Annotated in this window: 19 protein-coding genes; 2 read left to right on the forward strand and 17 right to left on the reverse strand. The window is 47.0% G+C overall.

Features of this window, described 5'->3' with window-relative positions; genetic code table 11:
- Positions 1-22 precede the first annotated feature (22 nt).
- The 3 genes from MKY48_RS17450 to MKY48_RS17460 form a co-directional block, all read right to left on the reverse strand.
- The gene (locus tag MKY48_RS17450) at positions 23-937 is read right to left on the reverse strand and encodes a carbohydrate ABC transporter permease (protein ID WP_339264987.1); all 915 of its coding nucleotides are present in this window, start codon (positions 935-937) and stop codon (positions 23-25) included.
- Positions 938-969: 32 nt separating this feature from the next.
- A complete protein-coding gene (locus MKY48_RS17455; protein ID WP_339264989.1) occupies positions 970-1920 on the reverse strand; it encodes an ABC transporter permease subunit in 951 nt (316 codons plus the stop codon).
- A gap of 551 nt (positions 1921-2471) precedes the next feature.
- Positions 2472-3632 (reverse strand): GntR family transcriptional regulator, encoded by a 1161-nt coding sequence (locus tag MKY48_RS17460; RefSeq protein WP_339290061.1) that lies wholly within the window; start codon positions 3630-3632, stop codon positions 2472-2474.
- Positions 3633-4012: 380 nt separating this feature from the next.
- Here MKY48_RS17460 and MKY48_RS17465 point away from each other — a divergent pair, with 380 nt between their 5' ends.
- Positions 4013-4510 carry a DUF1579 family protein gene (locus MKY48_RS17465; RefSeq protein WP_339290063.1) on the forward strand — a complete coding sequence of 166 codons (498 nt, stop codon included), beginning with the start codon at positions 4013-4015 and terminating at the stop codon, positions 4508-4510.
- Positions 4511-4652: 142 nt separating this feature from the next.
- Here MKY48_RS17465 and MKY48_RS17470 read toward each other — a convergent pair whose 3' ends face one another.
- Positions 4653-5024, reverse strand: coding sequence for a helix-turn-helix domain-containing protein (locus tag MKY48_RS17470; protein WP_215157267.1), 372 nt, complete (start codon positions 5022-5024; stop codon positions 4653-4655).
- Between the two features lie 245 nt (positions 5025-5269).
- On the opposite strand from MKY48_RS17470, the gene MKY48_RS17475 reads away from it, so the two are divergent.
- Positions 5270-5845 carry an NAD(P)H oxidoreductase gene (locus MKY48_RS17475; protein WP_339273539.1) on the forward strand — a complete coding sequence of 192 codons (576 nt, stop codon included), beginning with the start codon at positions 5270-5272 and terminating at the stop codon, positions 5843-5845.
- A 1064-nt stretch (positions 5846-6909) separates the two neighbouring features.
- On the opposite strand, the gene MKY48_RS17480 is transcribed toward MKY48_RS17475, so the two are convergent.
- From MKY48_RS17480 to sufC, 13 genes are all read right to left on the reverse strand, one after another.
- Positions 6910-7461, reverse strand: coding sequence for an OsmC family protein (locus MKY48_RS17480; RefSeq protein WP_339264996.1), 552 nt, complete (start codon positions 7459-7461; stop codon positions 6910-6912).
- A gap of 115 nt (positions 7462-7576) precedes the next feature.
- Positions 7577-7981: a winged helix-turn-helix domain-containing protein gene (locus MKY48_RS17485; RefSeq protein ID WP_339264998.1), complete on the reverse strand. Its 405-nt coding sequence runs from the start codon at positions 7979-7981 to the stop codon at positions 7577-7579.
- A gap of 144 nt (positions 7982-8125) precedes the next feature.
- Complete coding sequence (locus MKY48_RS17490) at positions 8126-9091, reverse strand: ABC transporter ATP-binding protein (protein ID WP_339265000.1); 966 nt, start codon at positions 9089-9091, stop codon at positions 8126-8128.
- Positions 9084-10067: an ABC transporter ATP-binding protein gene (locus MKY48_RS17495; RefSeq protein ID WP_339265002.1), complete on the reverse strand. Its 984-nt coding sequence runs from the start codon at positions 10065-10067 to the stop codon at positions 9084-9086. The genes MKY48_RS17490 and MKY48_RS17495 overlap by 8 nt, the downstream gene beginning before the upstream one ends.
- A 7-nt stretch (positions 10068-10074) precedes the next feature.
- A complete protein-coding gene (gene opp4C / locus MKY48_RS17500; protein ID WP_339273541.1) occupies positions 10075-10959 on the reverse strand; it encodes an oligopeptide ABC transporter permease in 885 nt (294 codons plus the stop codon).
- 66 nt (positions 10960-11025) lie between these two features.
- Positions 11026-11979 carry an ABC transporter permease gene (locus MKY48_RS17505; RefSeq protein ID WP_339290066.1) on the reverse strand — a complete coding sequence of 318 codons (954 nt, stop codon included), beginning with the start codon at positions 11977-11979 and terminating at the stop codon, positions 11026-11028.
- 99 nt (positions 11980-12078) lie between these two features.
- Positions 12079-13827: an ABC transporter substrate-binding protein gene (locus MKY48_RS17510; RefSeq protein ID WP_339265006.1), complete on the reverse strand. Its 1749-nt coding sequence runs from the start codon at positions 13825-13827 to the stop codon at positions 12079-12081.
- Between the two features lie 768 nt (positions 13828-14595).
- Positions 14596-15087: a MarR family transcriptional regulator gene (locus MKY48_RS17515; protein ID WP_339273543.1), complete on the reverse strand. Its 492-nt coding sequence runs from the start codon at positions 15085-15087 to the stop codon at positions 14596-14598.
- 119 nt (positions 15088-15206) lie between these two features.
- On the reverse strand, positions 15207-16676 hold the full coding sequence (locus tag MKY48_RS17520) for an MDR family MFS transporter (RefSeq protein ID WP_339265008.1): 1470 nt from the start codon (positions 16674-16676) through the stop codon (positions 15207-15209).
- A gap of 96 nt (positions 16677-16772) precedes the next feature.
- A complete protein-coding gene (gene gpmA / locus MKY48_RS17525) occupies positions 16773-17522 on the reverse strand; it encodes a 2,3-diphosphoglycerate-dependent phosphoglycerate mutase (protein WP_339290068.1) in 750 nt (249 codons plus the stop codon).
- A gap of 63 nt (positions 17523-17585) precedes the next feature.
- Positions 17586-18983: a Fe-S cluster assembly protein SufB gene (gene sufB, locus MKY48_RS17530; protein ID WP_339290070.1), complete on the reverse strand. Its 1398-nt coding sequence runs from the start codon at positions 18981-18983 to the stop codon at positions 17586-17588.
- A 15-nt stretch (positions 18984-18998) separates the two neighbouring features.
- Positions 18999-20315: a Fe-S cluster assembly protein SufD gene (gene sufD, locus MKY48_RS17535; RefSeq protein WP_339290072.1), complete on the reverse strand. Its 1317-nt coding sequence runs from the start codon at positions 20313-20315 to the stop codon at positions 18999-19001.
- 17 nt (positions 20316-20332) lie between these two features.
- Complete coding sequence (sufC, locus tag MKY48_RS17540) at positions 20333-21160, reverse strand: Fe-S cluster assembly ATPase SufC (protein ID WP_339290073.1); 828 nt, start codon at positions 21158-21160, stop codon at positions 20333-20335.
- Positions 21161-21163 lie beyond the last annotated feature (3 nt).

Here is a 21163-nt window from a genome sequence, read left to right on the forward strand (position 1 = left end):
AAGGCTTTACCTTTTATACCAACTACTCCTTAAGAGAGCCTACCAATACGCCTTTTACAAAATATTTCTGTAGAAATGGATACACACAGATAATCGGGGTCGTAATAATGATGACGAAAGTCATCCTCAAGGCTTCCGGCGTTACTCCTCGCAGTTCCATCTGAGTCTGGGTCATGTTTTGAATAGCAGATCCGCTATTTCCCGACGTCATCGACTGGAAAGAAGCTTCGCTGATCATCTTATTAAGGAACGTAGCTGCAGGCTGCAGTTTTTCATTCTGGATGAAAAACTGACCGGTAAACCAGTCATTCCACACGCCCACTCCGACAAACAAGGCAATGGTAGCAAGCACCGGCATCGAAAGAGGCAATATGATTCTTGCAAATACCGCCAACTCACTTGCTCCGTCGATTCGGGCCGATTCCGACAGAGCTTCAGGGATCCCGTCGAAGAAGGTTTTCATAATAATCGCATTAAAAAAATTATATAGAGAGGGCAATACCAACACCCAAAACGTATCCAGGATGTGTAATTGCCGGAACAGGATAAACGTCGGAATAAGCCCTCCGCTGAACAACGTGGTGAAGAAAAAGAAAAACACGATATATTTTCTTCCGGGCAGACCTTTCCGTGAAAGGGCGTATGCCAGTAAGGCCGTCAAAAATACGGAGCCAACCGTTACCACAATCGTTCGTGTAATGGAAATATAAAACGAATTTAAGATTATAGAGTTGCTAAAAGCTTTCGCATAGTTCTCTAATGTAAAAACTCTAGGAAAAAAATAGATTCCACCCTTCATCGCATCGTAGCCGTCATTGAAGGAAAGGGCTAGAAAATAGATAAATGGATATAGTGCTGTAGCGCAGAATAACAGCAGCACCGAATAGTTAAGCGTCATATACATTTTATCTGCTGTCGTCAGCCTTCTCGCACCCATACACACACCTCCTCATCTTCTGCGCTAGCTGATTACCATAACGATACGTCACTCACGCGCCTGGATATATTATTGACAGCAACAATGAGCAGCAGCGAGATCGCCGATTTGAATAAACCAATGGCCGTGGAATATGCGAGTTGCCCCTGTTGGAGGCCTGTTTTTAGGACATAAGTGTCCAAGATCTCCGAGACGCTTAATGTTGCTGGGGACTGCATCAGCCAGATTTGGTCAAAACCCGCGTTCAGTATTCCGCTGAGGGAGAATATGAGCAGTATGGCTATCGTTGGAACAAGGCATGGAAGCGTAATCTTAAATAGTTTGCTCCATCGACCTGCCCCGTCGATTTCCGCAGCTTCATACAAGTGCGGATCGATATTCGTTAACGCAGCTAAATAAATGATCGAACCCCAGCCTATACCTTTCCAAATGTCAGAAATGATGACCAGTGGATAGAATAATTCCGGCTTTCCCATAAAAAAAATCGGATCCAAACCCATTTGGTACCGAATGTCATTGATAAGCCCTACGTTCGGAGACAGGATTTTTTGAAGTAAGGTAACGACAACGACCCACGAAACGAAGTGCGGCAGATAGGAAATCGTTTGAAACACTCTTTTGATTCTTTTGTGCATGACGGCATTGAGCATTAAGGCTAGAATCAATGGAGCTGGAAATCCGAAAACAAGTTTAAGGGCACTAATGGATAACGTATTTCGGAGTACTTCGTAAAATTTGGAATCGTTTAAAAACTGTACGAAGTATTTGAAGCCTGCCCATGAACTCCCCATGATCCCCAGATTGAATTTGTAATCTTTGAACGCGATTACAATGCCGTACATCGGGTAGTAAGCAAAAACCAGAAACCAGATGATAGCAGGAAGCAAAAACAAATAGATATGCCTGAAATACCATATTTTAGTTAGTTTCCTGTTCTTTTTTAATTGCTCAAATCCGTGGATAACCACACCCTTTGGTACCATTCCCCGTACACCTCCTACTTCGTCGTATCGGATTTTTACGAATCCATTCCCGATAGCTTAGGAACAGAGCCAATTTTCGATGTTTCGACGGTAAATAGCGACTGTCTCCCCCTCCTTCATTGCAAGCGGTTTCATATCTACAATTTAAATATATTCAATATGGTGTAGGAATCATTCCATAATTTTATTTTGTACATCGTGTGCACTGCTCCCTGGGCGTACGATGCGTCGTTTGGGGCATGATCGATGGCTGTCGGCCATGTTCAGGTGTTTTTATTCCTTGGCAAAAATACATTATATTCAATATATACTTATGAAATTGTTTGATAAAAATGTTTATTGAAATAAAGCAACCTGTGAATGGTTTGAAGAGCTTCTGCTGGATTTCTTTATGGATTTGGGACTTATTATGGGAGGATTTCATGAGAGGAAGTTGCAGTTGACGTAGTAGAAGAGCCCGGGGAACCGTCGCTTCCATTGTCAGGTTTTGAATAGAAAGCGCGTCGGACTCGTTATTAGGTTACCTATATAGGGGGAAACGGGTGTTGATATCACGAGGTGGAGAAAACGTTTTTTCCCGTCGTCTCGCCAATCACCAATTCCGGCTCCACTAGGGTTTTAAAGTATTTTCCTTGTTGCCCGTCATCATTGTTAATGACCTCAACCAGCGTGTAAGCCGCGCGGTAGCCCATGTCTCGTTCAAACTGTTTAACATGTGTGAAGGTGCTGTATCCTTCGATGATTGAAGTCGGATCGTCAAAACTGATGATGGATATGTCCTCAGGCACCTTCAATCCAACTTGACGCGCAATCTGATAGATTTTCACTCCAAGACTTCCATTTAGCGTAATATAGGCCGTTGCCATTCGATTTTGGATATAGCGGTACAGTGGATGTGTTTCAGCTTGCTCAAGACTTCCGATTTCAAAACCGGTCACGATGTGGGCAGGGTTTATGAGTGATCCCTTTTCCTTGAAGGCATTCATATATCCATCGATCCGCTCTTGAACGGTGACGGTTTGTATGGGCGAATCGGAGCATATGGCGATTTCACGATGCCCCAGTTCCCACAGATAATTTACAGCCATATTAACGCCAAGCCTACCGTCTGATGCTATATAATGAGTTTCCACCCCAGGAAGGTAACGGTCGATGAGAACAAACGGAAACCCCGCAAATTTCATGCTTAATATTTCCTCGTTGAATAACTCCTCGTCAACCGGGAAAATCAGTAACCCTTCCACTCCGATTTTACTACATGTCTTAATAGCCTCTTTTTCCTTATCCAGATTGCCCTCTGATAAATAAATAACGCAACGGTAACCGTTTTCATTTAGCGCTTGCTGAATACCTTGTATAAGTCTAACCGTAAAATAGTCATAAATGCTGGGCAGAATTAGGCCTATCAACCGCGTCCCCATTTCTCCACTGGTTTTATGGATAGGCATTACGGCAATTTTAGGAGATGTTTCCGGCATTTCATATTCAGGCTCACTTACAAAAGTCCCCTTTCCGGGCACCCTGGTTATGATTCTTTCGTTAACCAAACCGGCCAAGGCATTAACGACAGTAATCTTGCTTACGCCGAAACGCTCCATGAGTTCCTTTTCCGTTGGTATGCGGTCTCCAACCTTCAGTACTTTTGACGTTATCAAGTTGCGTATATACTCTTGAACCCTCTGATATAAAGGTATTCTTTCCGTAGAACTCATCCGAATCACCACATTTCATTCAATATGTTCAATATATAAATTACGAAAGATGCAACCGTTTTATTCCATGTCCTTTCTTTGTTTGTGGTTGGTGCTGCGCCCAAAGGAGCCATTGGGTTATGTTGCAGAGTAAAACAATCCCCGGCCGTTTAACCGAGACTTTTCGCCGATTTGGCATTTGGTGGAGAAGATACGCGGCATGCAGGTGGTCACGATTATGCGAAATTCCTACAAAATGGTCGCTTTTGTGCATTCTAAAGGGCAGTTCTGGTTAATAGGTAATTTGGTTATCCCTGAGTAATTAAATGAGCAATTGATAAGAAATCATAACAATTGTTACATGCTATGATACAAAAACATAGCATGAAAGGAGAATCAAAATGGCAACAAACAATATCAGTGAACAAGAGAATGATGATGCCCTTACTTCACAAAATTCGTTTAAACCAGATCCTGCAATGGCACGCTTGAATGTCTTCGTAGGGAAATGGAATACAGAGGGTGTGATTAAAGCGAGTCCGTCTGGGCCAGCTGATCAGTTGAAAGCAATAGATACCTACGAATGGTTGCCCGGGGGTCATTTTCTTATTCATCATGTTGATGGTCATATGGGGAAAGAAGAGGTTAAGGCTATTGAGATCATTGGCTATGATGCTTCCAGTCAGAAGTACACCACACACTCATATGACAATCAAGGCAATTTCAGTGCATACCAAGCGAACCTAATCGACCGTGCCTGGACAATTTTGGGCAAATCGGAGCGATTCACAGGAATGTTTAGTGAAGATAGCAACACCTTAACAGGTAGTTGGGAGCTGTCAAACGACGGTAAGAATTGGGTGCATTGGATGGACATCAAATTGACTAAAGTCATTTAGCTAATAGGCTGGTACCACCCCTTTAATGCACAAAACACCTCCAAGGTTGTCTCTATTGAAGCATTCCCTTGAAGGTGTTTTGATTGATCCCACTCTATGGGGTCAGTCCAATGTTATTTTTTCACCACTACTTTGTACAGCCTTAAAACTCTTCCAAAACCTTGGATTTGTCACCATAAACCCTTTCCAGGTGATCCTCTCCCCAATAGCATAAATAGTCTAGCGCGGGCTTTAATCCCCACCCGTAGGCCGTTAACTCATACTCCACTTTAGGCGGGATCTCTTTATAAACCTTTCTTGCAACAATCTCATCCTTTTCCAGGCCTCTTAGTTGAGTGGTCAGCATTTTTTGAGTAATGTCGGGTATTAACCGTCGAAGCTCAGACGTCCGTTTCCGGCCAGTCATCAAATGATAGATGATTAAGGGCTTCCATTTCCCCCCCATTACTTCTAATGCCGCCTCCACTCCAACTTTATACTTCTTTTGAACGTTATTTTTGCTCTTTTCAGTCATCTCTTATTCCTCCGTTAAAAGGCTGTGTTTTTGCTAGGAACATAAGATTCTTTCATTTCAGTCCGTTATTCAGGTAAGTTTCTAGGGCATCTTTCTAGGGCACTTCCATGTTTCTATGGCACCTCTATCATCCTATAGAACTTGAAAGTGCGTACTTCCAGAGTATTTTGTTACTGTTTATAATAGCATCAGCCATTGACCGTGGCTACGAGTTAGCTGTGAAGAAAGGTAGTGAACATACAGGCATGAGAGTATTGAGCGTTGTTTCGCATCCAAGAAAGGATTCCCTGACTTTTAAGGTTGCCGATCGTTTTGTAAAAGGTCTTGCCGAGGCTGGCCACGACTATGAGATATTGGATTTACACGGGATTGGCTTTGACCCTGTTTTAAAAGGCGTAGATGAACCTGATTGGTCAGCCGAGGAACAGTCCTTTTCCCCTCAGGTAGAAATGGAAATAAGGCGAATGAAGGAGCATGATGCCTTGGCATTTATTTTTCCAATTTGGTGGTGGCATTTGCCAGCTATGCTAAAAGGTTATATTGACCGGGTATGGAACAATGGGTTTGCCTACGGTTCGAACCAGCTTCATCATCAGCATGTCTTGTGGATTGGTTTGGCGGGCGTTTCGAAAGAACAGATGAAAAAGCGTAACTATGATGAAATGATGACGCATCTTCTCAATGTGGGAATTGCAGATTATTGCGGTGTATCCAATTCCAAGGTAGAATTTTTATACGAGACTTTGGATTCCAATCCCAGGCATTATGAGATGCTGCTTAACCAAGCTCATCACTTAGGGCTAAATTATGCCAAGCAGTAAGCTTTAAGTTAAGTCTGAACTATCATATTTGCGTTATTATGCGTGTACGTTGTTGTTTACTCTTGCCTACTGCTGGGGCCACCTTCTGCATACGATTACCTACCTCGTCATAACTGTAACAAATCGCCGTTCCATCAGGCAGCGTTTCTGCTACCATTTTCAGGTTTTCATGCTGTTCATTAAAATCACTATTGTGCAAACCTGTTTAGATCATTATCTAATCGGTAATCGGACCATCTTCGTGTCCTTTACGGCACCAACCTGCCCATTAGTTGAACAAAGGCAGCCGATCTCATAAACGGCTGCCTTCTCTTGTCTTCTATTGAACTAACCTCTCCCGTTAGCATAATGATCAGCAATTCTACTTATGATACGTTTCACCGCCGTATAAATATCTTACAATTTATCAACGTATGTCATGTATTCTTTTTTTCGGCAGATGAAAAATAACGCTTAATTAATACCCTGTTCATTATAGGTGTTCCTTCTTGTTTTGAACCTGTTTCAAGTTATCTAACACTTAAGGATAGTGGTCTTGTCCAAAGAGAGTTGTACTATCAATATATATTTCTTATCGTCGGACGGAAGATTTGCTTTTTATGTGATAAAATGTAATTCATAATAAATGAAGGGGCTGATTTTTTGAACTTATCGATCTTAGCTCTTATCCTTGTCGGGATAATCACTATCTATGCCATTGCATTTACCATGATAATAAAGTCACTTGGCCGGAAATTTAAAGACAAATCTAATATGTATTTTCTATATGCATCCATTATCTTGGTTATCCAATCTTATCTTATAATTAAGGATTTTTTAGGAAAACAGCCTTTAAGTTCAGTCAATATTTTATTTTTCTTAATGGCGTTTATGCTGATTTTCCAAGGAATAAGGCGGAAAAATCAAATAACATAAAATAAGAATCTGTTTGCTTTCTGTAAAGTGTTTTTTCTAAGACAGATGGCTCTTGTTATAAATTATTCTGTGCCCTGTTATAGCATAAAAGGACACACAATACAAATTGTGTGTCCACTTGTTAAGACTATGTATCTATACCTTCATATCTAATAGGAAGAACCTTCTGGCTGGCTAGCAGGCGAGCGATGCACTAATCCACCGGAGATGGATTGCGGATACTTTAGGAGGTTGTATATCGGGCATGCGCGCTCAACCACTTCATGAAGCTCGGCGATGGTTTCGGCGGATTCTTCGGATACGATGTGAATGTTATATTCGATATTATGCGGATATATGGGAATGTCCTCGTATCCCGGTTTGCCAGCAAGCGGGTGCAACTGACCCGTGACTTCGACTTCAAGGGATTCCAGCGATATGCCCCGTTCCGCAGCTTTAATCAACGTAATATGAGTCAGGCAGCTGCCTAATACACCAAGCTGAATTTCAGGTGATGAGGGACCGAGGCTATATCCGGCATAATTCTCAGGGCTGTCGCTGATAATTTGGAAGTCGCGTATACGTATTTCTCGAACGCCGCTGCGGCCTTTCGCCTGTACCTTGGCCGAATAGGTATTCGGCTTGGGGTCTTGCTCCGCTTGAGAACGCAGGGCCTCTGCCGCCGCTTTTTTTTGTGCTAAATAATCATTTAATGTAGTCATGGTATCTCGCTCCTTTACAATTTTGATATTTTTAACAAATAAAAGACACAGCTAAGCAGCTCATCCCTGCTTAAAGCTGTGTCTCCGACGATTCGGTCAACACTCGTTTGCTTGATTATTCCATTTCATTGACGGAATTGGATAACAGGCTGGGGGGCATTCCCAAATAATCGAACAGCCCCTGCTCGGTTTGTTGAACTCGTTCCACTCGTAAACTATAGGTCGATACCGTCTCTCCGACGACATGAACGTTGAGCAGTCCCGCACTGCGCAAATTGAAAATATGATCATGCGTAATGCCTTTGGATATGCCAAGATGTCGAATCACTTCGATAAAAGTACGCGGTTCGCTGCGCAAAAAGTGCAGAATCCGCAAACGGCTCTTCTCGCTCAGACTGCGAAGAAGCCGGTATAAATGAAGCGACGGCTCATCGTCTGCCTCAGCATACGGCTCGATCCTGGATGCATAGTGGCAGAGGGTCAGGCTTCCGTACGAATAAAAGATATTGCCAGGCTGCACTCCTTCTTTGACCTCTTATGATTGACTGGCTGCCGGTATCCAGCAGCCATTTCGCTCATATTTTACAACATTCCGCATCATCCGAACACGCCCCCGGGCATATCCTCAATGTGTTACATAAGGATCCGAAGATGGCGTGCCGCTTCAAACGAGATGACATGCCACGTAATGATCATCCCCCACGTTGCGGAACTCGGGAACGACTTCCTTACACTGCGCCAAGGCATAAGGGCAGCGTGTATGGAACTTGCAGCCAGAAGGCGGTTGAGCCGGACTCGGAATGTCCCCTTTGAGCACGATCCTCTCCCGCTTCAGCCTCGGTACCGGGACAGGGATCGCCGATAGCAATGCTTGGGTATATGGATGCAGCGGACGGCTGAACATTTCGTCACGCGAAGCCATTTCCATCATGGAACCGAGATACATCACCCCGATGCGATTGCACAAATGCTCCACGACACTTAAGTCATGCGAAATGAACAAATAGGTTAATCCGCGATTATGCTGAAGTTTTTGAAACAAATTGATGATTTGTGCCTGGATGGACACATCAAGCGCGGATACCGGCTCATCGGCGATTATGAAATCAGGATTCAGCACCAGAGCGCGGGCAATGCCGATCCGCTGCCGCTGGCCGCCTGAGAACTCGTGCGGAAACCGATTGTAGTGATAGGCAGACAGGCCGCAAGCTTCCAGTACATCCAGCACCTGACCACGAACCTCGGCTTTTTCGGCCAAATCGTGTTCAAGCAGCGCTTCGCCGATTGCGTCTCCGATGCGGATACGCGGGTTAAGCGAGCTGTAGGGGTCCTGAAAGATAAGCTGCATTTTAGGCCTGAGCTTTCGCATCTCCGATTTGGGCAGGTCGTGAAACGGGATACCTTTGTACAGGATGTCCCCGCTGGTTTTCTCATGAAGCCGGAGTATCGTGCGCCCAACCGTGCTTTTGCCGCTGCCGGATTCGCCGACCAGGCCGAACGTTTCTCCAGCCCGAATTGTCAAACTGATATCATCGACCGCTTTGACGTGACCGACGTTACGATTAAGCAGCCCGGCGGTAATGGGAAAATATTTTTTTAAATGTCGTACTTCCAGCAATGCTTCACTCATGCCGCGCCTCCTCTTCATACAACCAACAGGCCGTTCTGTGACCGGGTTCCACTTCTCTTAGTGACGGCTGCCGGGATCGGCAGATGGCCATGCAGCTTTCACAGCGATCATGAAAATAGCAGGATTCTGTCAGTTCAAGCGGATTGGGTACCTGGCCTGGAATGGAGTACAACAGGTCCGAGCGCTGGCCGAGGATCGGTTTGGATTTCAGCAATCCCTTCGTGTAAGGATGTTTCGGACGGTCGAAGATTTCCTCGACGTCTCCCTCCTCGACGATTTTCCCCGCGTACATGACGATGACATAATCCGCCATCTCGGCCACCACACCAAGATCGTGCGTAATCAGCAGAATCGACATATTGGATTGCTCTTTGCTTTCCCTCAGTGTTTCCAGTACCTGCGCCTGGATGGTAACGTCCAATGCCGTCGTCGGTTCGTCGGCAATCAACAGCTTGGGGCTGCACGAGATCGCAATCGCAATCATGATCCGCTGCAGCATCCCTCCCGACAATTGATGGGGATAGGAAGCCGCGATTTGTTCCCCTCGGGAAATGCCGACCAGCTCGATCAGCTCGAGCGCCCGCGTATAGGCTTGTTTTTTGTTCATTTGGCGATGGAGCATAAGCGGCTCCATGATTTGCTTGCCGATCGTAATGACCGGGTTCAGGGAAGACATCGGTTCCTGGAATATGATCGAGATGTCGTTGCCCCGAATTCGGCGCATCTCTTCTTTGCTGATCTTTAGAAGATCCTTGTCCCCGAATTGGATCCGGCCGTTCACCACTTTCCCGTGCGGCCCTTCGACCAGTCCCATGATCGACATGGCCGTGATGCTCTTGCCGCAGCCGGATTCGCCCACGACGCATACCGTTTCGCCTTCGCGGATGCGAAAGCTGATATCGTCCACCGCTTTGACCGTTCCGGTTCCGGATTCGAAATAAGTGCTTAAATGATTGACCTCGATTAATGAATTCATTATCCGTTCACCTGCTTGTATTCTGTTTAGGATCGAGAACGTCCCGCAATCCGTCACCGAAAATGTTGATGGCAATGACCGTCAAAAAAATCGCCAGACCTGGCGGAATCCACAGCCAGGGCCGTTTCTCAAAATCGATGACGTTGTTGGCCGCATCGATCATATTTCCCCAAGTGGGCGTTGGGGGCATGACCCCGAGCCCGAAGAAGCTGAGCACCGATTCCGACAGTATCGCTCCTCCGATGCTAAGTGTGGCGATGACGATCAGAAGCGGGAAGACATTGGGCAGTAGATGGCGAAACAGCTTGCGCTTATCGCTGAGACCCAGCACGTCGGCAGCTATCATATACTCCCGTTCCCGCAAGGTCAGCATTTGGCTGCGGACGAGCCGCGCCACGCCGGGCCAGCCGATGACGCTAAGCATGAGCATGACCAGATACAGCCGATAGTCGGTTGGAACCTTCCAATCCGACATTAACGCCCCCATGATGAAGAGAATCGGAAGCCCCGGGATCGTAAACAACAAATCGGCGGTTCGCATGATCAACTGATCGACTACTCCACGATAATAACCCGAAATGACGCCGAGAACCGTCCCGATTGTCATGGATAACGCCATGGACGCAAGGCCGACCGTGAGTGAAATTCGGCCTGCTTGCAAGAGCCGGGTCAGCACATCGCGGCCAAGCAGGTCCGTTCCCAGCCAATGCTTGCCGCTTGGGGGCTGGTGCATCATGGCGGGATTGATTTTGCCATCCGCATATGGGGAGAACAAGGGACCGATAAAGCAAACAACAAACATCAACACGATGAAGGCGAAGCCAGTTACGGCCAGCTTGTTTTTCTTGAGCTTCCGAGTGGATTGCTTCCATAAGGAGTCTGAAACCTCCATTCCTCTGCTGGCTTTTCCGGCTTGACTTGCCGTCGTTGGAATCGACAAAGGTAGTTCCTCCTTTCTTTAAAGCCTGACCCGGGGATCGGAAGTGTGGTAGAGGATATCGGATATGAGCGTCCCGACGACCGTCAAGATAGCCAAAAACATGGTAAAGCCCATGAGGAGCGGATAATCCCGCACCGTGAAAGATTGCATGTACAACTGGCCGATGCCCGGCCAATTGAATATCTTCTCAATGATGATGGAGCCGCCGAACAGGCCCGGCAATTCGAAGCCAATCAACGTAATCGCGGGCAGCATCGCGTTTTTCAATGCGTGGCGGAACAGCACCGTTCTTTCCTTCAACCCTTTTGCACGGGCGGTGCGGACATAATCCTGCCGGATCACCTCCAGCATGTTGCTCCGGAAATAACGGGTGAGCGACCCGACGCCAAGCAAAATCATGACGGCTGCCGGAAGCAGCATATGGTGCAGCACCTCGACGACGTAGTCCCAGCCCTCGGCCCGGCTCCCTGTCGTGATCATTCCACCCGGCGGGAGAATTTTTAAATCGACGGCGAATACTTTGATCAGGAATAACCCGATGAAGAACGAAGGAATCGACATCGCGGCGAAGATGCCGATCATCACCAGGGTATCCAGCAGCGAGTATTGCTTATAGGCCGTAAGAACACCCACGACGACCGCAATGAACCAGGTGAAGAACGTCGAAACCACCGCCAGCAGAAAGGAGTTCCATATGTAATCCTGAAACAGGTCCAGGACGGGGCGCTGCTGGGGCAAAGAATAACCGAAATCGCCTTTGAAAATGTTGGCCATCCAGTTCACGTATCGTTCAATGACAGGCTTGTTCAACCCGTGAATTTCCCTTAGTTCCGCCTTGCGCTCCTCGCTCAAACTCAAGTTGTTGTCTACATAGTCGCCTGGCGTTAAGGAATACAAGATAAAGATTAACAAGGACGCGCCAATTAATATCAAGAGCATGTACAAGCATCTTCGGAGCAAATAGGTTCTCATGTTCTCTCCTTCATCAGTCATCTCCTTGCCTGATGGATTCAGGCAGGAGATGTCTTCTTTGATAGAGCTGTCTAATCTTCCCTCCAGCTGCCAGCTCGCTTATTGCAGATTCCAACCCGGCAAGCTGTATGCGATACCCGCGAGCGGGTTCAACTCAAAACCGTCGATGCGTCCGTTGATTGCGATGACTGATTTCGTATAGTTGGTAAACATGATCGGCAATTCGTCATTCAATATTTTGAACATTTCGTGGTAAATCGCTTTACGCTTTTCGACGTCGCCAGTCGCAAGACCCTGGGCGTAAAGCTCTTCGATGCGTGGATTGTCGTAGCCCTTCGTTTCTCCTTTGATGAACCGCTCCACCCCTTGCGAAGGATCACTGATAATCGTCGTGGAGAACGAAGCCATGTCATAATCGCCGTTATTGACCTTGGATACAAGCGTGTTGAAATCCGGGAATTGCTCAGGCACGAAATCAACTCCGATTTCTTGATAGTTCTCTTTGGCGACGGCAATGAAAATATCGGTATTCGGGCTCTTCGATCCCAAATAGTTGATACGGAGCTTGACCCCGTCCTTCTCCCGAATGCCGTCTGCGCCGACCGTCCAGCCCGCTTCGTCCAGCAATTGTTTTGCTCTTTCCGGATCATACGGATACGGGTTGATGCCTTCCTCGGTATAAGACCACAGAATCGGAGATGATGGAATGTTGGCGATCGACGCTGCCCCTTGCCTGGAATCCACGTAAATCAGCTGACGATTCAGACCGTAAGTCAAGGCTTGGCGAACCCGCTTGTCTTTCAATTGATCCCTCTCCAGATTGAATTGATTATAGCCGTAGTTACTGGCCGTGGACGGAATCAAGTTTAAGAAGCCAAGGGATTTCAGTTTCTCGATGTTATCTGTCGTAGCTGAAAAGCTGCCATAGTCGACTTCCCCGGTTTCGATAAACTGCCAAGTGTCTCCCTCCGTGGTCTTGTAGATGAAGTATTCGGTCTTCGGTTTGCCTAACACATAGTGTTCATTGGCGACAAAACGCACTTCTTGGCCTGGAATGAACTTCTCCAGCTTGTAAGGTCCGTTCGTGATCGGATTGGCGTGCAGGTTCTTAATATAATCCAGGTTGCCGAACTGATAATCCTTTCCATAGTACACTTTGGACAATATCGGTCCACCAAGCACTGTCAACGCCGTTGCGTTGGTCTCTTCCAGCGTCACGGAAATGGTTCGCTCATCGATAATTTGAATGCCTTCAATGGAATCCGCCTTACCGTCCTTGTAGGCTTGACCACCTTTGATCTTCGTCTCCACCACGCTGTTGAGGCCGTCATAAGACGGGTCATGAAGCAAGGTCCATGTAAATTCCACATCCTCGGTTGTCATGGGGGAACCATCGCTGTACTTCAGTCCTTCGCGAAGATAATATGTATAAGTCAGCTTATCCTCGGAAATGTCCCATTTCTCCGCGAGACCCGGAACTGGCAAACCGCCGGTGTCGACGCGGACAAGCGGTGTGTACAGGACAGAGTTTACGTTCCCGTCATAGCCCACTTGGGTGAAGTATGGTGTGAAGGCCCCGCTCGGATTCACCAGCGTCACGATAATCGCATCATTGCGCTGCTTCGCCCTGTCCGGGAGCTTGTTTAGATCGGTTGCGGTCAAGGGTTCTTCGAGTAAATGGCCCTCCGTCCCCTGCTCAGCCGGCTCACTGGAGGCAGTCGCTGGGGGAGTTGACGGCGGCGATGCCTCCGGCTCGTTGTTGGTAGATGCGGATGAGCAAGCAGACAGTATTAGGAATAGCGTCAATAACCCTAACCATAACAAACCGTAATATCGTTGTTTTCTCATAGAAACCACCTTTGTCTTTTTTAAAACCTAGCTTCCAAGTAAAATTATAATTCAAATAGGATAAGTAGGATTTATAGCCAAACTGATGCATCAGTAAGATCATTTTAGCCAGCGTTATTGATTCTGTAAATAGCTAACTTCCGCGTGTTTCTGCCTAAACAGAAACATTCTGACGACTTTTGAACACTACAATGCCGGCCTTAGATTGGCCGGCATTTGTCCAAATGCTGAATATCATATCTTCTTCGGTTCTTCAACGCTTACGATGGATTTCGTCAATCCATTCATGTTCTTTCATCCTAGTTTTCGAATGGAACGACATGCTTCGTGATAGGAAGAAATCGAATGTGCACGCTCCGTTCAATCCCTAAGTTCAGAATCCGTTTTTGCACCGATGGTCTCTTGGGCACCTAGACATTCCGCTAATCCGAATTAAGATGCTATTTGTCCAAATGTTGAGTCTTCCATATCAGTCAAATTTAGTATTTCACATACGGTTCGAGCATTTAATTTTTTTAAAAAAAATCTTTTACGTGGCTTTTGCACGTCGTTTTGCATCCTAATTGCACTTAAATACGGATTAAAGTCTGTTGAAGATATGCTTAAATACAAAAAAAGCCACATTTCATGTGACTTTCAAGATACCATGCTCTTATCGTCCGATAGGAATGTGAACACTTTTGTATCATTAGACATTAACGCTATCGGAGGACTAGAAACATCTATCAAAAGTTGAATAACCAATTCACGAGGCATCAGGCCGCTCGCCTACTCCTGCTCTTTGTTAGCCCAATGGGAGGATACGCTTTGCAGAAATCGCAGAATAACGTGTAATTCCGCTTCCTTAAACGGCTCAAGCAGCTGCATAAACCTCTCCTCCTCCAGCTTGTGAAGTTGTTGATGAAGCTCAAAAACCCGTCTGCCCTTCTCCGTTAAACTGAAGTAGACTTCCTTCTTATTATCATTCAGTTGCCTTCGATGGATATAGCCTTCCTCCAACAGCTTCGCGCTGATCTTCGTAATGCCGGCCTTGGACAAGTTCATCTTCACTGCAAGCGCCGTATTGTTGATCGGCTCGTTGTTGCCGATGCAGTCGATCACGTGCACGCTAGTCAAATGACGCGGGATCGACTCCAATTGCTGCTCTTGTGCATAACGAAAAATCTTGTCCTGCTCCGATTCGATCCTTTGCTCGCTCAGATGCACAAAATGAACAACCTGATCCTGGACCAGCCATTTGATCGTCTCCAATGAATTCATCATCTCGCACCTTCCGTAACACAAATTATAGTTTACCGAGAAACAATCGTATCATGTTCCGATACCAGGGAGCAACGTTCCTCTACCAAAGATACGAGATGGTTAACGCAGGGATTCCTTCAGGCTCTGTCGATTCCCCGTTCCTTCTGCCGCGCTTTGCAAATTGCAAAAACAAATGGTAGTGCCAGCACGACAATAAGCGTTGATAAAATGTTCAAATCGTTGATGCCCATCGTTGTGGACAGGTGGGCCAAGTTCGGTCCGACTTCCCCATCGGTCAGCCTTGCGGCGTGGTCAGCCGTACGTGAAGATAGCAGCGTGGTGAATAGAGCCACACCGAACGATACGAATACATTCCGCAGCCAGTTCTGAATGGAGGAGGCGTGTCCGATATATTCGCGGGAAATCTCCTCCATCCCGGCCGTCGTCGCCGGCATCAGCACCAGGGCGAGACCTAGACTGCGGACCGTCATCCACAAGAGCGTATATGCAGATGAGCTGTCGATTTTCAGCCACGCTAGCGGCAAATTTCCTGCGGCCATCAACAGTACGCCAACAAGCAGTAGCGGCATGGGGCCAACCACTTTGTACAGCCGACCGACAACCAAGGACATAATCGCCATGGCACATGTAGCTGGTAACAGAATCATCCCCGAATCAAGTGGCGAATGTCCCTGAACATTTTGCAAGAAAACGGGAACGAGGAGCATGCCCGAAAAAAAGTTGATCATCACGATACACAGCAATATCACCGTCGACGTGAATCGCCGATTCAGAAATACTTTGAGCTGTAGAAGCGGCGTGTCGATTGACATCTCGCGCCAAAGAAACAGTGCTAGCGCCAATAGCCCGCCTCCCAGACAAAGCAGCGTACGGGCCGAGCCCCATCCCCAACCGGAGCCTTGCGACAACGTGATCAACAGCAGCGAACTTGCGGCGATGACCGTCAGAAGCCCCCATACATCGAAACCCTTCGGTACTTTCAGACGATAGTAAGGAATGAAGAAAACGGCAACAACGATCGCAAGCACGCCTAGCGGCACATTGGTCCAGAAGAGCCACTTCCAGGAGCCGTGCTGGATAAGCCAACCTGCGTAAGTCGGTCCAATGGCTGGCGCCACGATCGAAGCTGCGATCCAGATGCTCATGGTGACAGACTGCTGGTGCCTGGGGATGATTTGAAATATCATGGTCATCGACGCCGGCACTATAATACCGCAGAACGCGCCCTGAACAATGCGGAAGGCGATCAGCATCGACGCGTTCCAAGACAAGGCGCACAGTACGGAAGCAATCGTCATGCCAAGCAAGGCGAAAATATACAATCGCTTATAACTGAAGCGTTGGCCGAAATAGCCAGCTGTAGGCGCGAAGGTCCCGAGCGCCAACATGAAGCCTGTCAGTGTCCATTGCACAACACTTAAGTCGGTTGCAAATTCTTTTTGCAAGACCGGCAAAGCTATATTAATCGTATTGCTATTCAACAGCGAAAGGAAGTTTCCCATGAAAATCGCTACAATTAATGGTATAAGCTTTAGGGGCTTCTGAGTTTGTTGCTCTTGCATGTTCATTACATTCGTTTTTTTCATATCAGGTTCTACCGCCCCTCCACTTACATTGTTTACTAGTTAACTAAAATAATAGATCCACACGCATCATCGACAGTTTCAATCCAATTCTTGCCCTTATTCCATAATCTTATCTGGCTCGGCAACCTGCTTGATCTTACTCTCGAGATGCTCCTCGCTTCCAAGGTAATATCTCTCGACCGGATGTAGTCGGTCATCAAGATTATATACAAGCGGAATACCCGTTGGGATGTTCAAATCAATAATCTCTTTTGAGCTGAGATTTTCCAGAAACATGACTAATGCCCGTAGACTATTGCCATGTGCAGCGATTATGACATTTTTACCCGCTTTAATCTGCGGTGCAATTTCCTTATCCCAATAATCCCTAACTCGAACAACCGTTTCCTTGAGGCTTTCCGTTAACGGGATAAGCTCGTCATCCATGTCGCGATATTTAATATCGTATCTTGGATAACGGGCATCGTCCTTAGTCAAAGCAGGAGGCAGCACATCATAGCTTCTGCGCCATAATTGAACCTGCGCTTCCCCATATTTCTCAGCGGTTGTTGTTTTGCTTAAACCTTGAAGCGCACCATAATGGCGCTCATTAAGCTGCCATGTTTTATATACAGGGATCCACAGCAAATCCATTTCTTCCAGCACATAATCTAGTGTTTTAATCGCTCGCTTTAAATATGAGGTATAGGCTACATCAAATACGAACTGTTCTTCCTTAAGTAATTTGCCGGCATGTAAAGCCTCCTGAATACCTTTATCCGACAAGTTTACATCCATCCAGCCTGTAAATAAATTCGCTTTGTTCCACAGACTTTCTCCATGTCTAATCAAAACCAATTTATGCATCTCTCTCCCATCCTTTCTGATGAACTCAGTTGCAGCCTCATAATTCTGGACAAATAATAGAGCTTACCCTATACTGCCTTCCATCTCCAGCTTGATGAGCCTGTTCATTTCAACCGCATATTCCATAGGCAGTTCTTTCGTAAACGGTTCGATGAAGCCCATCACAATCATCTGGGTCGCTTCGTCTTCAGACAGGCCTCGACTCATCAAGTAAAAGAGCTGGTCCTCGGATACCTTGGAAACGGTCGCCTCGTGCTCAAGCGTGACATTGTCGTTCTTGATCTCGTTATAAGGGATCGTATCCGACGTGGACTCATTATCAAGAATGAGCGTGTCGCATTTGATGTTCGATTTGGCTCCTGAAGCTTTGCGTCCAAAGGAAGCCAGACCGCGATACGTGACTTTACCACCATGCTTGCTGATCGATTTTGATATGATAGTCGAGGTCGTGTCCGGCGCCAGGTGAATCATTTTGGCCCCGGCATCTTGATGCTGTCCTTTGCCAGCGACTGCAATCGAGAGTACCGAACCCTTGGCTCCGCGGCCTTTTAACAATACGGAAGGGTATTTCATCGTCAGTTTGGAGCCAATATTGCCGTCCACCCATTCCATTGTTGCATTTTCTTCGGCTACCGCCCGCTTTGTCACCATGTTGTAAATATTGGGCGCCCAATTCTGAATGGTTGTATATCGCGCACGGGAATTTCGCTTACAGATGATTTCCACAACGGCACTATGTAGCGAATTCGTGCTGTAAATCGGTGCCGTGCAGCCTTCTACATAATGCACAAAGCTGTCCTCTTCCGTAATGATGAGCGTCCTTTCGAATTGTCCCATGTTCTCCGAATTGATGCGGAAGTAAGCTTGCAATGGGACTTCACATTTTATCCCTTTTGGAACATAAACAAAGCTTCCTCCTGACCATACCGCGCTGTTAAGTGCGGCAAATTTGTTATCGCTCGGCGGAATAATGGTGCCAAAATACTGGCGCAGCAGATCCGGGTGCTCGCGCAGCGCCGTATCCGTGTCTGTGAAGATGACCCCTTGCTCCTCTAACTCTTTCTGAATGCTGTGATACACGACTTCGGATTCATATTGGGCGGACACGCCGGCAAGAAACTTCTGTTCCGCTTCCGGTATGCCAAGCTTGTCAAAGGTTTGCTTAATCTCAATCGGCACTTCCTCCCAGGTCTTCCCCTGCTTCTCGGAAGGCTTGACATAATATTGAATATCATTGAAGTCCAGTGCTCGCAGATCGCCGCCCCATGCAGGCATCGGCATACTTTGGAACAATTCCAGCGATTTCAGACGAAAGTCGAGCATCCAGCCCGGTTCTCCCTTCATCTCCGATATGGTGGCAACAATCTCACGCGTCAGTCCCTTCCCGGATTGGAACACCGCTTGATGCGCATCTTTGAAGCCATACTGATATTCTCCCAGCTCTATCAATTCCTTGGCCATTTATTGTCATCCTCCTTATTCAGATATGCTTGCTTGATCTAGTTCCTTGATTTGACCCAGTTTATGTTCCACGAGTGCTTGCATCTGAGTGGCTATACCTTCCAGCGGTACTTCGGCCACGACGGGAGCGAGGAAACCATACACGATTAGCCGCTCGGCCTCTACGCGGCTAATGCCTCTGGACATCATATAATACAGCTGTTCCGGATTGACTTGTCCGACGCTGGCGGCGTGTCCGGCTTTCACATCGTCTTCATCAATCAACAGGATCGGATTGGCGTCGCCGCGCGCTTCGGGATGCAGCATCAATATTTTTTCCGTCTGCTGTCCGTTCGCCCCGCTTGCTCCCTTCTCAATTTTGGTGATCCCGTTCAATATTGCGGTTGACTGCTCTCTCATCACTGCTCTGAGTACCATATCGCTTGGCGAATTCTTGCCAAAATGGACCGTCCGGGCTGTGATATTCATAGTCTGATTTCCGGATCCTACCAAGATTGATTTTATATCCGAACGTGCCCCTTCGCCTTTGAGTATGGATGCCGTATCGCTCATCGACTTGCCCCAATTCATTTCGCCATTCAACCAATTCACACTTCCGTCTTGTTCAACGATTGCGCGCCGATAAGTCAGGTCGATCACGTCTCTTTCCAGTTGGTGCAATGACACGACATTGACTGCTGCACCTTCGCCAACGAATACTTCCATAATGGCTTGATTCACTGCCACACTCTTATCTAATGAGGACATGGTATTCTCCACCAGCGTTACGGAACTACGCTTCTCGGCTACCACCAAAACATGCGGCATAAAGAGCGTATCGGATTCGTCTACAAAAAATAGCGTCTGCAGCGGGGTCTCTACATGAACCCCCTCAGGAATGTAAATAAAAGCTCCGCCGCTCCAGTGCGCGGCATGCTGCGCAGTAAGCAGATTCTCTTCAGTCTGCACGGCTTGCATGAAATGAGGCTTTACAAGTTCCGGATACTGCCTTGCTGCTGTTTCCAGATCGGTCAGAATAATTCCCTGCTTCTGAAGTTCTTTTGACAAGCACTTAATGAATGAGCCCGAATTCCGCTGTACCAACATATTGTCCGTGTACACCCATTTCCTGATGGATTCCGGCAATTCATCGAAAGATCTCATCTGCTCTGGCTTACGGCAAATCCCTTGCTGCTGTAATGGCCACCGCTGCAGATTCGTCTTTTCCAGCTTGGGTAGCTGCAGGGTGCTGACGGCATCCAAGCCTCTTTTCCTCAACTTGTCAAGCCAATCCGGTTCTGCTTCAAATTGAAGCTGTCCTGATAACTGGTTTTCTGCACTGTTCATTGTCATGTTACGGCTCTCCCCTTTCAGATACGCGGTGACTTGGTTTGCATCGGAATTTGAAACGACTCTTCTTCATCCGGCGTCGCCGCTTCTTCTGTAATACCCAGCTCTTCTTTGATCCACTCATATCCGTCTGCTTCTAACCGCTCCGCTAATTCCGGCCCTCCTGACTTTACGATGGTTCCTTGCATCATCACATGTACAAAGTCCGGCTTAATATAATTAAGGAGTCGCTGATAGTGCGTAATAATTAAGAATCCTCGGTCTGCACTGCGCAAAGCATTGACCCCTTCAGCAACGATGCGCAGGGCATCGATGTCCAGACCAGAGTCGATTTCATCCAGAATGACCAATGAAGGCTCGAGCATTATCATTTGCAAAATTTCATTTCGCTTTTTCTCCCCCCCGGAAAAGCCCTCGTTCAAGTAACGATGCATAAATTCAGGGTTCATCTCCAACGTCTGCATGCTTGCTTCCATCATGCGCACTAATTTGATCAACGAGATTTCCTGGCCTTCTTCACGTTTTGCATTGATCGCACTACGCATGAAATCGGAATTCGTGACACCCGTGATCTCACTCGGATATTGCATGGCCAGAAACAATCCCGCCCGTGCCCTTTCATCCACTTCCATCTCCAGCAGATCTTCTCCGTTCAATGTAACCATCCCATCCGTCACTTCGTACTTGGGATGCCCCATCAAAGCGGAGGCCAATGTACTCTTCCCTGTTCCATTCGGTCCCATCACGACATGAATTTCTCCGCCGTTTACCGTAAGGCTCAGACCTTTCAAGATTTCCTTACCCTCAACTGCCGCCTTCAATTGTTCTATTCGCAGACTCACTGTCATTTC

The organism is Paenibacillus sp. FSL W8-0187, from assembly GCF_037969755.1.
Classification (GTDB): Bacteria; Bacillota; Bacilli; order Paenibacillales; family Paenibacillaceae; genus Paenibacillus_AQ.